The sequence below is a fragment of the Parageobacillus sp. VR-IP genome, from assembly GCF_013357975.1.
Classification (GTDB): domain Bacteria; phylum Bacillota; class Bacilli; order Bacillales; family Anoxybacillaceae; genus Saccharococcus; species Saccharococcus caldoxylosilyticus.
Genome location: NZ_JABVYQ010000002.1, coordinates 398,999 through 412,543, shown reverse-complemented (window position 1 = coordinate 412,543; position 13,545 = coordinate 398,999). Strand labels below are relative to the sequence as shown.

Here is a 13,545-nt window from a genome sequence, read left to right as displayed (position 1 = left end):
TAAAAAAGGCGGCCTTTTTGCATGATGACGAAACAAAGGAGGAAGCAAAGCATGAAAGTAGCGATTGCCTCAGACCATGGCGGAATCCACATTCGCGAAGAAATTAAACAATTAATGGATGAAATGGGAATTGAATACATTGACCTCGGTTGCAACTGCGAAACGTCGGTCGATTATCCGGATTACGCGATTCCCGTCGCGGAGAAAGTGGCGCGCGGCGAAGTGGACCGCGGCATTTTAATTTGCGGTACGGGAATTGGCATGACGATTGCCGCCAACAAAGTGAAAGGAATTCGCTGTGCGCTTTGCCACGACGTATACAGCGCCAAACTGACGCGTCAGCATAATGACAGCAATATTTTAGCGATGGGTGAACGCGTCATTGGACCGGGGCTGGCGCGCGAAATCGCCAAAGCATGGCTGACGACGGAGTTTGAAGGCGGCCGCCACGCGCGGCGGATCGGGAAAATTAGCGAATACGAAAACAAGTATTTGTAAAATGGGAGGAGTCGCAGCCATGTCTTCCCTACTAGCCGAATGGCAGCAACAATGGCAGACGATTTTGCGCGAATTTCGCCAGCAGGTCCCGCTTTCATCCGAGCATATTCTTGTCATCGGATGCAGCACGAGCGAAGTGATTGGCGAAAAAATTGGCACGGCCGGCTCGACGGAAGTTGCGGCAATGCTGTTTGCTGAACTAAAAAAGTGGCATGACGAAACCGGGATCCAGCTTGCGTTTCAATGCTGCGAACATTTAAACCGCGCCCTCGTTGTCGAAAGAAAAACCGCCTTATCCCGCCAGCTCGAAATCGTCTCGGTCATCCCTGTCCCGTCGGCGGGCGGGTCGATGGCCGCCTATGCGTACCGCCATCTCGCTGATCCAGTCGTTGTCGAATTTATTCAAGCTGACGCCGGCATCGATATCGGCGATACGCTGATTGGCATGCATTTAAAACATGTCGCCGTTCCGGTGCGCGTTTCGCTGAAATGGGTCGGACATGCCCACGTAACCTTGGCGAAAACGCGACCGAAGCTGATTGGCGGCGCCCGAGCCGTCTATTCTTTAGAAAACCCGAATGCTTCCTGCACTTCTTAATCATTTTGTTCATTTTTTCTTTGGATCTAATCGTAAAAAGCTGATAAAATAAAAAGGAATATTCATATATTTCGCATTAAGGGGGAGCTAGTGATGAACTACTTGCCACAACAAGATCCGCAAGTATTTGCCGCGATTGAAAACGAACGGAAACGGCAGCATTCAAAAATCGAATTGATCGCATCAGAAAACTTTGTCAGCCGCGCAGTCATGGAAGCGCAAGGTTCTGTGTTAACGAATAAATATGCGGAAGGCTATCCGGGACGCCGCTACTACGGCGGCTGTGAATACGTCGACGTCGTTGAGGATTTGGCGCGCGAGCGGGCAAAAAAATTGTTTGGCGCCGATCATGCCAACGTTCAGCCGCATTCCGGCGCGCAAGCAAACATGGCGGTATATTTCACTGTGTTAAAGCATGGGGACACGGTGCTCGGCATGAATTTGTCGCACGGGGGGCATCTGACACACGGCAGCCCGGTCAACTTCAGCGGCATTCAATACAATTTTGTCGAGTATGGCGTCGACCCAGAAACCCATGTTATTGATTACGACGATGTGCTTGAAAAGGCGCGCGTACATAAGCCAAAATTAATTGTCGCTGGGGCGAGCGCTTATCCGCGCATCATCGATTTCAAACGGTTCCGGGAGATCGCCGATGAAGTAGGCGCGTACTTGATGGTAGACATGGCGCATATTGCAGGTCTTGTTGCGGCAGGTCTTCATCCGAACCCGGTGCCATATGCGCATTTTGTGACGACCACAACGCACAAAACGCTCCGCGGTCCGCGCGGCGGGATGATTCTTTGCAAAGAAGAGTTTGCCAAACAAATCGATAAAGCGATCTTCCCAGGCATTCAAGGAGGGCCGCTCATGCACGTCATCGCCGCCAAAGCGGTCGCGCTCGGCGAAGCGTTGCAAGATGACTTCAAAACGTATGCGCAAAATATCGTCAACAACGCGAAACGCCTTGCCGAAGCATTGAAAAACGAAGGCTTTACCCTTGTTTCCGGCGGAACGGACAACCACTTGCTGCTCGTTGACTTGCGCCCGCAAGGATTAACTGGAAAAGTGGCGGAAAAAGTGTTGGATGAAGTCGGCATTACCGTGAACAAAAACACGATTCCATACGATCCGGAAAGCCCGTTTGTAACAAGCGGCATCCGCATTGGCACCGCCGCGGTGACGACGCGTGGGTTTGGTTTGGAAGAAATGGATGAAATCGCAAGCATCATCAGCCTCGTCTTAAAACATCATGAAGATGAAGCAAAGCTTGAAGAAGCGCGGCAACGCGTGGCAGCCTTAACAGAAAAATTCCCGTTGTACCAAGAATAAACGGACGCGCACCTCGAAGGATTGCCTTTAGAGGTGCGCTTTTTGGTTTGCGGTTGAATATACTTTTATTTTTCGGTAGAATGTATGGAAGTGCAAACTTGTTTACAAAGAGGAGAGTGCAAAATGGGAAAAGTATATGTATTCGATCATCCGCTCATCCAGCATAAACTCACTTACATCCGCGACAAAAACACCGGCACGAAAGAGTTCCGTGAACTAGTAGAAGAAGTGGCTACGCTGATGGCATTTGAAATTACGCGCGACCTCCCTCTTGAAGAAGTCGAAATCGAAACCCCAGTCAGCAAAGCGAAAGCGAAAGTGATCGCTGGGAAAAAACTCGGCGTCATCCCGATTTTGCGCGCCGGCATTGGCATGGTGGACGGTATTTTAAAATTAATTCCGGCGGCGAAAGTCGGCCATATCGGCTTGTACCGCGATCCGGAAACGTTAAAGCCGGTTGAATATTATGTCAAGCTCCCGACTGATGTCGAAGAACGCGATTTTATTATCGTTGACCCAATGCTGGCCACCGGAGGATCGGCGATAGAAGCGATCAACGCTTTGAAAAAGCGCGGTGCGAAAAGCATTAAATTTATGTGTTTAATCGCCGCTCCAGAAGGGGTGGAGGCAGTAAAAAATGCGCACCCGGACGTCGATATATACATTGCGGCGCTCGATGAAAAATTAAACGACCACGGCTATATCGTCCCAGGGCTCGGCGATGCCGGCGACCGTTTGTTTGGCACAAAATAAAACGACATGGAAGAACGGTATCATTTCTGAGAAGTGATACCGTTTTTTTTAAAATTGTGTCTAAAAAAGTAAATATATCATTATACACTATTGTAGTGAAAAGAAAATTAATAAAATGTCACAAATTTTTAATATTTTATTTGTTATAATATACTTTTCCGCTGAAACGCATTGACATTGACCATGCGGTATTGTATGCTTTACAGGGGATATATGATAAGGTTTTCATGTTGTTAAAAGGTTAAAAAACTAGAAAAATAAATTTTAATTAAGGATGTATGCGCTATGCGTCCGAAACAACGCCACCCGTTTCAAGCGATGGCACTTATGTCCGCCATCGTATCCCAGTTGGTTGGTTCGATTTTAGTAGGAGTATTTGGTGGAAAATGGATCGACGACAAATTTCATACCGAGCCGATTTTTCTCATTATCGGTCTGTTGATCGGGCTAGCAACTGGAGTATATGCAATGTTGCGTTTAATCCGCCAATATTTCCCAGAGGAGTAGCAACATGGAGAAATTCCAGCAGATGTTTTTGCGGCAGCTCAAATACATATTGTATTTGCTTTCGCTTTATACGTTAGGGTGGGGGTTTACGGCGTATAAAACATTTTTTTTAAGTTTAATACTTGGAACTGTCATTAGCATTTTTATGTTATGGAGTTTAACGCGGAAAATCGATAAATTAGGACAAGCCGTGTTGGAACGCAAAAAAGTGCGTACGATCGGGACGCTTTCCCGCTTGGCTTTAGCGGCGCTGGCGGCGGCAGTCGCCCTCGAATATCCGCAATATTTCGCCATCGTGCCTGTAGTGCTGGGATTAATGACATCCTATATTGTCATTATAATAGATTTTCTTTTGCAAAAATTGAAAAATAATGGGCAACATGCATGAAAGAGAGGTGAGGGATGGTTGCAACACGGAGCACCGATTTATGAGTTTTTAGGACTCACATTTAACTTATCTAACGTTTTAATGATTACGGTCACCAGTTTGATCGTATTTATCATTGCGATCGCGGCGACGCGTTCTCTGCAGTTGCGCCCGACAGGGATGCAAAATTTCATCGAATGGGTGTTTGATTTCGTTAAAGGAATCATCAATAGCACGATGGATTGGCAAACGGGAGGCCGTTTTTTAACGCTGGGCGTTACGCTCATCATGTACATCTTTGTCGCTAACATGCTCGGCTTGCCGTTTTCCGTGCGCGTAGGCGATGAACTTTGGTGGAAGTCGCCGACAGCGGATGCCACGATTACGCTCACGCTCGCCGTGATGATTGTGGGGCTTACCCATTACTACGGCATAAAAATGAAGGGCGTATCTGAATATATGCGCGATTACACACGGCCAATGGCTTTCTTGTTCCCATTGAAAATCGTTGAGGAATTTGCCAATACGTTGACGCTGGGTTTGCGTCTTTACGGCAACATTTTCGCTGGTGAAATTTTGCTAGGATTGCTAGCAGGGCTTGGGACAAACCATGGAGTGCTTGGCGCTATTGGCGGCGCGATTCCGATGATGGCGTGGCAAGCATTCAGTATTTTCGTCGGCTGTATCCAAGCATTCATTTTCACGATGTTAACAATGGTTTATATGGCCCATAAAGTTAGCCAAGACCATTAATGATAAAAACTTCACTATACAAAACGAATAAGGAAAAAGGAGGATATTTACTATGAATTTAATTGCAGCTGCGATTGCAGTAGGTTTAGCGGCACTTGGTGCTGGTATCGGTAACGGTTTAATCGTAGGTCGTACAGTAGAAGGGATTGCACGTCAACCAGAATTGCGTCCTGTGTTGCAAACGACGATGTTTATCGGGGTTGCGTTAGTTGAGGCGCTGCCGATCATTGGTGTCGTTATTTCCTTCATCGTCATGAACAGATAACGAAATACTTTTTTGATGATGGCGAAGTTCGTGTCGACGATCACCTTCGCCATTCCTTTATGTGTGTATTTTCAACATGGAAACGTTTGTCGAAAAGTATATACCCACGATGGTTTCAGTCATTGGGTGAAGCAGGAAACGTCTTTGAACCGTAAACACCGGTGAGGTGTTTACCCAGGATACTTAACGGAACAAGAGTAAGTGCCTGCACATAGGTGCAGAAAAAACGCTTTCGTGCGTCAGAATCCCCCGGCTTTAGAGGGTAGTTGCGCATAGCTATCGAAAGGAGTGAAACGCGGTGTTATTCAATGCAAAACTATTGGCGCTGGGCGAAGCCGCGCATCATACAGGCATCAACAGCGGCGACATTATTTATCAGCTGCTCATGTTTATTATTTTATTGGCTTTGCTGCGCAAATTCGCTTGGCAGCCGTTAATGAATATTATGAAACAGCGTGAAGAGCACATTGCCAATGAAATTGACCAGGCGGAAAAGCATCGCCAAGAAGCGGAAAAACTGCTTCAGGAGCAGCGTGAGCTAATGAAACAATCGCGCCAAGAAGCGCAAGAGTTGATCGAAAATGCACGCAAGCTGGCGGAAGAGCAAAAAGAGCAAATTATCGCTTCTGCCCGTATGGAAGCAGAACGGTTAAAAGAAGCGGCGAAAAAAGAAATCGAACGCGAAAAAGAGCAAGCAATGGCTGCGCTGCGTGAGCAAGTCGCTTCACTATCTGTATTAATTGCTTCCAAAGTAATTGAAAAAGAGTTAACCGAACAAGATCAAGCGAAGCTGATTAGCGAGTACATTCAAGAGGTAGGAGAAGGTCGATGAACAAAGAAATTATAGCAAAGCGGTATGCGTTAGCTCTTTTTCAAATTGCGCTCGAAAAGCAGCTTTTGGACCAGTTAGAAGAGGAAATTCGCGCCGTGCGCCAAGCGTTGGCGGAAAATGAGCAATTTTTTTCGTTATTGACGTATCCGAAGCTATCTTTGGAAAAGAAAAAGGCGCTTCTTCAAGAAACATTTGCGGCGGTTTCAATCCCGTTAAGAAATACATTGCTGCTGCTTTTGGAACGCCACCGTATCGACATCGTTCCAGAGCTGGCGGAGCAGTTTATTGAGCTAGTGAATGAAGCCCGCGGCGTTGCTGAAGCAACTGCGTATTCGGCGCGCCCGTTAACGGAAGAGGAAAAACGTGCGCTTTCCGAAGTATTTGCGAAAAAAATCGGCAAAACGACGCTTCATATTGAAAATATTGTCGATCCAAGCTTAATCGGCGGCGTGAAGCTGCGCATCGGCAACCGCATTTACGATGGCAGCATCAGCGGACAATTAGAACGGATTCAACGACAGCTTATTGGCTAAAGATTTGAAGATAGGGGTGAAAGGCATGAGCATCAGAGCGGAAGAAATCAGCGCGCTCATTAAGCAGCAAATTGAAAACTACCAGTCTGAAATCCAAGTAAGCGATGTAGGCACCGTTATTCAAATTGGTGACGGAATTGCGCGCGCTCATGGACTGGACAACGTCATGGCCGGGGAGCTTGTTGAGTTTGCCAACGGCGTGATGGGAATGGCGTTAAACTTGGAGGAAAATAACGTCGGTATCGTTATTTTAGGTCCGTATACAGGGATTAAAGAAGGCGATGAAGTGCGCCGTACAGGCCGGATTATGGAAGTGCCTGTCGGGGAAGCGTTAATCGGCCGTGTTGTCAACCCTCTAGGACAACCAGTCGACGGTTTAGGTCCAATCGAAACGACAGAAACTCGTCCGATCGAAAGCCCAGCACCGGGTGTTATGGACCGGAGATCGGTTCATGAACCGCTGCAAACAGGGATTAAAGCGATTGACGCATTGGTGCCAATCGGCCGCGGTCAACGTGAGTTAATCATCGGAGACCGTCAAACGGGGAAAACATCGGTTGCGATCGACACGATTATCAATCAAAAAGATCAAAATATGATTTGTATTTACGTCGCAATCGGGCAAAAAGAATCAACGGTCCGTACGGTTGTTGAAACGTTGCGGAAACACGGTGCGCTAGATTATACGATCGTTGTAACGGCATCTGCATCACAACCAGCTCCGTTGTTATTCCTTGCGCCATATGCGGGTGTAGCGATGGGCGAATATTTCATGTATAAAGGCCAGCACGTGCTTGTTGTTTACGACGACTTGTCTAAACAAGCGGCAGCTTATCGTGAATTGTCGCTCTTGCTTCGCCGTCCGCCAGGCCGTGAAGCATATCCAGGGGATATTTTCTACTTGCACTCCCGTCTGTTAGAGCGTGCGGCAAAATTAAGCGATGCCAAAGGCGGCGGTTCGTTAACAGCGCTTCCGTTCGTCGAAACACAAGCGGGCGACATTTCCGCCTACATTCCAACGAACGTTATCTCCATTACCGACGGACAAATCTTCTTGCAATCAGACCTGTTCTTCTCCGGCGTTCGCCCGGCGATTAACGCTGGTCTTTCCGTATCCCGCGTCGGTGGTGCGGCACAAATTAAAGCGATGAAAAAAGTATCGGGTACACTTCGTTTGGACTTAGCGGCGTATCGTGAGCTTGAAGCGTTCGCACAGTTCGGTTCAGACCTTGATAAAGCGACACAAGCGAAGCTCGCGCGCGGTGCTCGTACGGTAGAAGTGTTAAAACAAGACTTGCATGCACCGATTCCAGTAGAAAAACAAGTAGCGATTATTTACGCGCTTACTCGCGGTTTCTTAGACGACATTCCAGTCGAAGATATTCGCCGCTTTGAAAAAGAATTCTTCTTATGGCTCGACCAAAACGGCCAGCACTTGCTTGAACATATTCGTACAACAAAAGATCTTCCAAACGAAGAAGATTTCAACAAAGCGATCGAAGCGTTCAAGAAAACGTTTGTCGTTTCCCAATAAAAGTGGCGTATACTTGGTTACTAAAATCGTTGTCGTGTACGGACCGATGGAAGGAATGGTGCACGACAGGCGCCGTTGCTAACGGCGAGCCACGGGTTGTCTTTCACAGTAGGTGAGACACGAGGAATTCCCTTCCTGATGGAACTCAGGTGTTTCCCGAGCGGCAAGCGGTGTTTCCCGGTTCCATCGCGATGAGTCGATTTTTATAAATTTTAGTAACCAGGGTGGAACAGAAGACTGACGGCTTCTGTCCCCCTCTATTCTTAGATTTCGTGCAGAAAAAAGGTGGTGAAACCTTTGGCATCCTTACGCGATATTAAGAAGCGCATCAACGCAACGAAGAAAACGAGCCAAATTACAAAGGCGATGGAGATGGTTTCCGTTTCGAAGCTCAACCGCGCGGAAATGAACGCGAAATCGTTTGTCCCATATATGGAGAAAATGCAAGAAGTCGTTGCGAACATCGCCCTTGGTGCCGGAAATGCGACTCATCCGATGCTAGTGACGCGCCCGGTGAAAAAGACAGGCTATTTGGTGATCACATCGGATCGCGGCTTGGCCGGAGCGTATAACAGCAACGTTCTTCGCACCGTGTACCAAACGATTCAACAGCGCCATCAATCGCCGGAGGAATATGCGGTTATTGTCATTGGACGTATCGGTTTAAGCTTTTTCAAAAAGAGAAATTTCCCGGTCGTTTTAAATATTACTGGGTTGCCGGATCAACCTTCTTTTGCGGATATTAAAGAAATTGCGAATAAGACAGTCGGCTTGTTTGCAGATGGTACGTTTGATGAGTTGTATATGTACTACAACCACTACGTCAGTGCCATTCAGCAAGAGGTAACGGAAAGAAAGCTGTTGCCGTTAACGGATTTGGTCGATAACAAACAACGGACAACGTATGAATTTGAGCCTTCTCAAGAAGAAATTTTAGATGTGCTTTTGCCGCAATATGCGGAAAGCCTTATTTACGGTGCGCTGTTAGATGCGAAAGCAAGCGAGCATGCAGCACGGATGACGGCGATGAAAAATGCGACGGACAATGCGCACGAGCTTATTCGTACGCTTACCCTTTCCTACAACCGTGCTCGTCAAGCAGCCATTACTCAAGAGATCACGGAAATTGTGGCGGGAGCAAACGCGTTGCAATAACGGTGAACCGGAAGCGGCAATTAGGTACTGATGTTCAACTAGCAAGTTAGGAGGGAAAACGATGACAAAAGGACGCGTTATTCAAGTTATGGGTCCGGTTGTAGACGTAAAGTTTGAAAACGGGCATCTTCCTGCGATCTACAACGCTCTGAAAATCCAACATAAAGCGCGTAACGAAAACGAAGTCGATATCGACTTGACATTGGAAGTAGCACTTCACCTTGGCGACGATACGGTCCGTACGATTGCGATGGCATCGACAGACGGATTGATTCGTGGAATGGAAGTCATTGACACAGGCGCGCCAATTTCGGTTCCGGTCGGAGAAGTCACCCTTGGCCGCGTATTCAACGTATTAGGGGAACCGATCGACATGCAAGGGGAAGTTCCAGCGGATGCGCGTCGTGACCCAATCCATCGCCCGGCGCCAAAGTTTGAAGAACTTGCAACAGAAGTAGAAATTTTGGAAACAGGCATTAAAGTCGTTGACCTGCTCGCTCCATACATTAAAGGTGGAAAAATCGGTCTATTCGGCGGTGCCGGTGTAGGAAAAACGGTCTTAATCCAAGAACTGATTCATAACATTGCGCAAGAGCACGGCGGTATTTCTGTATTCGCTGGCGTAGGGGAACGTACGCGTGAAGGAAACGACCTTTACCATGAAATGAAAGATTCTGGCGTTATCAGCAAAACGGCGATGGTATTCGGACAAATGAACGAGCCGCCTGGTGCACGGATGCGCGTAGCGTTGACAGGGTTAACGATGGCGGAATACTTCCGCGACGAGCAAGGACAAGACGTGTTGCTCTTTATCGACAACATTTTCCGTTTCACGCAGGCTGGTTCTGAGGTTTCGGCGCTATTAGGCCGCATGCCTTCTGCCGTAGGTTATCAACCGACGCTTGCGACAGAAATGGGTCAATTACAAGAACGGATTACTTCTACAGCCACGGGTTCTATCACATCCATTCAAGCGATTTACGTACCAGCGGACGACTATACAGACCCAGCGCCGGCAACAACGTTCTCTCACTTGGACGCAACGACAAACTTGGAACGGAAACTTGCGGAAATGGGTATTTATCCAGCAGTGGATCCACTGGCGTCCACATCTCGCGCGCTTGCGCCTGAAATTGTCGGCGAAGAACATTACCAAGTGGCACGTAAAGTACAACAAACGTTGCAACGCTATAGAGAATTGCAAGATATTATCGCGATTCTCGGTATGGATGAGCTGTCCGATGAAGATAAACTTGTCGTTCATCGCGCTCGCCGCATTCAATTCTTCTTATCGCAAAACTTCCACGTTGCCGAACAGTTTACCGGCCAGCCAGGTTCCTATGTGCCTGTAAAAGAAACGGTACGCGGCTTCAAAGAAATTTTGGAAGGAAAATATGACCATATCCCTGAAGATGCTTTCCGCTTGGTAGGGCGCATTGAAGAAGTTGTTGAAAAAGCGAAGCAAATGGGCGTAGAAGTTTAATTGAGGGACATAGGAGGATTTCATGATGAAAACGATCAAAGTCAGTGTCGTTACTCCTGATGGCCCGGTATACGAAGCGGACGTAGAAATGGTAAGCACGAAAGCAAAAAGCGGAGAGCTTGGCATTTTACCAGGGCATATTCCGCTTGTCGCTCCGCTGGAGATCAGCGCTGTTCGTCTCAAAAGAGAGGGGAAAACGCAATATATCGCGGTCAGTGGCGGATTTTTGGAAGTCCGCCCTGACAAAGTAACGATTTTGGCACAAGCGGCGGAAAGAGCGGAAGATATCGATGTCGTCCGCGCAAAAGCGGCGAAAGAACGCGCGGAACGGCGTCTGCAAAGCAAGCAGGATGATATCGACTTTAAGCGGGCGGAACTGGCGCTCAAACGCGCCCTCAACCGTTTAAACGTAGCGCAAATGAAATAAAGACGAGAGGAAATGTATTTCCTCCCGTCTTTTTTTTTATTGTTACTATGCGGATGAGTAAAATTCCAGGTTTTGTCGACACTGCTGGATATAAATGTTATAATGAGGAGTGAAAATAATTTGTAATTATGAAATATTTTTAAAAAGTGAAATATCTATAAACGAAGGGAGCGTATCGCAGTTGGGGAACGTATACGCCAATAGCTACTTGATTGTGTTTGTGTTTTTATGCATCGGCGTTTTGCTTCCTGTCGGGGCATTGACGCTCGGAAAGTTATTGCGTCCACACGTTCCGAGCGAAGCAAAGCAAACCACTTATGAAAGCGGTAACAATCCGTTCCATGATTCGCGCGTTCAGTTTCAAGTGCGCTACTACATGTTCGCTCTATTGTTTGTCATTTTTGATGTGGAGACCGTGTTTTTATATCCATGGGCTGTCGCCTATAACAAATTGGGATTATTTGCTCTCATTGAAATGTTTATTTTCGTGCTCATGCTCGTTTTAGGACTCATCTATGCTTGGAAAAAGAAGGTGTTACAATGGATGTAAAATGGCTGGATGTCCCTGAAGGGGAGATGGAAGAAGTAAAGCGCAATGTGTTTTTGACAACGCTCGATCAGCTAAAGGCATGGGCCCGCAGCAATTCCCTCTGGCCGCTAACGTTCGGTCTTGCCTGTTGTGCGATTGAAATGATGGCGGTCGGCGGAGCCCATTACGATTTAGACCGATTCGGCTCGTTTTTCCGCGCCTCCCCTCGGCAATCCGACGTCATGATCGTCTCTGGAACGGTGACGAAAAAGATGGCGCCGATTCTGCGCCGCTTATATGACCAAATGCCGGAGCCAAAATGGGTGATCGCCATGGGATCGTGTGCGACGGCGGGCGGACCGTATGTGAAATCCTACAGCGTCGTCAAAGGGGTAGATCAAATTGTGCCGGTCGACGTCTATATTCCTGGCTGTCCGCCAAATCCCGCCGCGTTGATTTACGGAATTAATAAATTAAAAGAAAAGATTCGTTATGAAGCGAAGACAGGGAAGAAGGTGCTGTAATCGATGAGCGAGGAAAAAGATTTACAGCAGCTGAAAAAAGAGGCGGCCGAGCGTGCGAAACAGCTGGCAAGAGAACGGCTGGCAGCGAAGCAGGCCGCCGAACAGGCGGAACAGCGGTCTGACGATGCGAAGAAAGACGTAACAGAAGAAAAAACGGAGCCGTCAGCGGACGACATCGCGCTGGCGAAGAAAAAGGCAGCGGAAGCAGCGCGGGCGAGAGCGGCAGAGTTGCGGAAACAAAAAGAAGCAGCAGCAGGCAAGAAAGACGCCGCGGAGGCGGAAGACGACATCGCGCTGGCGAAGAAAAAGGCAGCGGAAGCGGCGCGGGCGAGAGCAGCGGAGTTGCGGAAACAAAAAGAAGCAGCAGCAGGCAAGAAAGACGCCGCGGAGGCGGAAGACGACATCGCGCTGGCGAAGAAAAAGGCAGCGGAAGCAGCGCGGGCAAGAGCAGCAGAGTTGCGGAAACAAAAAGAAGCAGCAGCAGGCAAGAAAGACGCCGCGGAGGCGGAAGACGACATCGCGCTGGCGAAGAAAAAGGCGGCGGAAGCGGCGCGGGCAAGAGCAGCAGAGTTGCGGAAACAAAAAGAAGAAGCAGTAGGCAATCAAGCCGCGGAGGCAGAAGACGACATCGCGCTCGCGAAAAAGAAAGCCGCGGCCGCAGCGAAAGCGAAAGCAGCGGCGCTCGCCAAACAAAAAGCGAAGGAAAAAGCGGGCGGCGGAGCAGATGATGAGCTGGCAAAACAAAAAGCAATCGCCGCGGCAAAAGCAAAAGCCGCGGCGGCAGCGAAGGCCAAGGCGGCAGCGCTCGCCAAGCAGCAGGCAGGCGCGGGGGCATCCGCTGATAGCGATGACGAGCTCGCCAAGGCAAAAGCAAAGGCGGTTGCCGCGGCAAAAGCAAAAGCCGCAGCGGCAGCAAAGGCGAAAGCGGCAGGAGCTTCAGGGGAAACACCGTCACAGCAAGAAAAAACGCCATCGCCAAATCAGCCTCTTCTTGATAAATATGTCAAAGTGATCCGCGAACATCTCGGTGAGGATGTTCTAGAGGACGCTTATATCAACCGCCTTGCCAAAGACGTTCCTACGTTGGTCGCCAAAAAAGAAGCCTACTACAAAATCGCTGAGTTTCTGAAATATAACGAACAGCTTGGCTTTGACTACTTATCCGAACTGCATGGAACCGATTTTCAGACGCATATGGAAGTATATGTGCACTTATATTCTTATAAAAACCGGCAAGCGGTCGCATTGAAAGTAAAAATAGACCGGGACCAGCCGGAAATTGATTCTCTCGTTCCGCTTTGGCAAGGGGCCAACTGGCCGGAATGCGAGGCGTACGACCTGCTTGGCATCCGCTTTAAAGGACATCCGAACTTAACCCGCATCCTTTTAGGAGAAAACTGGGTCGGATATCCGCTTCGCAAAGATTATGAACCATACGACGTGGAGGTATAGCCC

17 protein-coding genes are annotated in these 13,545 nt (G+C 48.3%); all 17 read left to right on the top strand.

Annotated features, from left to right (window positions below; all coding sequences use genetic code 11):
• The first annotated feature begins 51 nt into the window (after positions 1 to 51).
• The 17 genes from rpiB to HT574_RS07410 all read left to right on the top strand — a co-directional run bounded on the left by rpiB (position 52) and on the right by HT574_RS07410 (position 13,542).
• Positions 52 to 498 carry a ribose 5-phosphate isomerase B gene (gene rpiB / locus HT574_RS07490; protein ID WP_017436879.1) on the top strand — a complete coding sequence of 149 codons (447 nt, stop codon included), beginning with the start codon at positions 52 to 54 and terminating at the stop codon, positions 496 to 498.
• Positions 499 to 517: 19 nt separating this feature from the next.
• A complete protein-coding gene (locus tag HT574_RS07485; RefSeq protein WP_017436878.1) occupies positions 518 to 1,096 on the top strand; it encodes a TIGR01440 family protein in 579 nt (192 codons plus the stop codon).
• A gap of 93 nt (positions 1,097 to 1,189) precedes the next feature.
• Complete coding sequence (glyA, locus tag HT574_RS07480) at positions 1,190 to 2,428, top strand: serine hydroxymethyltransferase (protein WP_017436877.1); 1,239 nt, start codon at positions 1,190 to 1,192, stop codon at positions 2,426 to 2,428.
• Between the two features lie 123 nt (positions 2,429 to 2,551).
• Positions 2,552 to 3,181 carry a uracil phosphoribosyltransferase gene (upp, locus tag HT574_RS07475; RefSeq protein ID WP_017436876.1) on the top strand — a complete coding sequence of 210 codons (630 nt, stop codon included), beginning with the start codon at positions 2,552 to 2,554 and terminating at the stop codon, positions 3,179 to 3,181.
• 285 nt (positions 3,182 to 3,466) lie between these two features.
• Positions 3,467 to 3,688: an AtpZ/AtpI family protein gene (locus HT574_RS07470; RefSeq protein WP_017436875.1), complete on the top strand. Its 222-nt coding sequence runs from the start codon at positions 3,467 to 3,469 to the stop codon at positions 3,686 to 3,688.
• 4 nt (positions 3,689 to 3,692) lie between these two features.
• The gene (locus HT574_RS07465; protein ID WP_175244085.1) at positions 3,693 to 4,076 is read left to right on the top strand and encodes an ATP synthase subunit I; all 384 of its coding nucleotides are present in this window, start codon (positions 3,693 to 3,695) and stop codon (positions 4,074 to 4,076) included.
• A gap of 18 nt (positions 4,077 to 4,094) precedes the next feature.
• The gene (gene atpB / locus HT574_RS07460; protein WP_175244084.1) at positions 4,095 to 4,808 is read left to right on the top strand and encodes a F0F1 ATP synthase subunit A; all 714 of its coding nucleotides are present in this window, start codon (positions 4,095 to 4,097) and stop codon (positions 4,806 to 4,808) included.
• Positions 4,809 to 4,860: 52 nt separating this feature from the next.
• A complete protein-coding gene (atpE, locus tag HT574_RS07455; RefSeq protein WP_017436872.1) occupies positions 4,861 to 5,073 on the top strand; it encodes a F0F1 ATP synthase subunit C in 213 nt (70 codons plus the stop codon).
• Between the two features lie 298 nt (positions 5,074 to 5,371).
• Positions 5,372 to 5,905, top strand: coding sequence for a F0F1 ATP synthase subunit B (atpF, locus tag HT574_RS07450; protein WP_175244083.1), 534 nt, complete (start codon positions 5,372 to 5,374; stop codon positions 5,903 to 5,905).
• A complete protein-coding gene (locus HT574_RS07445) occupies positions 5,902 to 6,438 on the top strand; it encodes a F0F1 ATP synthase subunit delta (RefSeq protein WP_175244082.1) in 537 nt (178 codons plus the stop codon). Before atpF ends, HT574_RS07445 begins: the two co-directional genes overlap by 4 nt.
• A gap of 25 nt (positions 6,439 to 6,463) precedes the next feature.
• On the top strand, positions 6,464 to 7,972 hold the full coding sequence (gene atpA, locus HT574_RS07440) for a F0F1 ATP synthase subunit alpha (protein ID WP_017436869.1): 1,509 nt from the start codon (positions 6,464 to 6,466) through the stop codon (positions 7,970 to 7,972).
• Positions 7,973 to 8,269: 297 nt separating this feature from the next.
• On the top strand, positions 8,270 to 9,127 hold the full coding sequence (gene atpG / locus HT574_RS07435) for an ATP synthase F1 subunit gamma (RefSeq protein ID WP_042406766.1): 858 nt from the start codon (positions 8,270 to 8,272) through the stop codon (positions 9,125 to 9,127).
• A 61-nt stretch (positions 9,128 to 9,188) separates the two neighbouring features.
• Positions 9,189 to 10,610, top strand: coding sequence for a F0F1 ATP synthase subunit beta (gene atpD / locus HT574_RS07430; RefSeq protein WP_175244081.1), 1,422 nt, complete (start codon positions 9,189 to 9,191; stop codon positions 10,608 to 10,610).
• A 25-nt stretch (positions 10,611 to 10,635) separates the two neighbouring features.
• Positions 10,636 to 11,037 (top strand): F0F1 ATP synthase subunit epsilon, encoded by a 402-nt coding sequence (locus HT574_RS07425; RefSeq protein ID WP_175244205.1) that lies wholly within the window; start codon positions 10,636 to 10,638, stop codon positions 11,035 to 11,037.
• Between the two features lie 181 nt (positions 11,038 to 11,218).
• A complete protein-coding gene (locus tag HT574_RS07420; RefSeq protein ID WP_043906249.1) occupies positions 11,219 to 11,587 on the top strand; it encodes an NADH-quinone oxidoreductase subunit A in 369 nt (122 codons plus the stop codon).
• The gene (locus tag HT574_RS07415) at positions 11,578 to 12,090 is read left to right on the top strand and encodes a NuoB/complex I 20 kDa subunit family protein (protein WP_017436864.1); all 513 of its coding nucleotides are present in this window, start codon (positions 11,578 to 11,580) and stop codon (positions 12,088 to 12,090) included. Before HT574_RS07420 ends, HT574_RS07415 begins: the two co-directional genes overlap by 10 nt.
• Before the next feature lie 3 nt (positions 12,091 to 12,093).
• Positions 12,094 to 13,542 carry an NADH-quinone oxidoreductase subunit C gene (locus HT574_RS07410; RefSeq protein WP_175244080.1) on the top strand — a complete coding sequence of 483 codons (1,449 nt, stop codon included), beginning with the start codon at positions 12,094 to 12,096 and terminating at the stop codon, positions 13,540 to 13,542.
• Positions 13,543 to 13,545 lie beyond the last annotated feature (3 nt).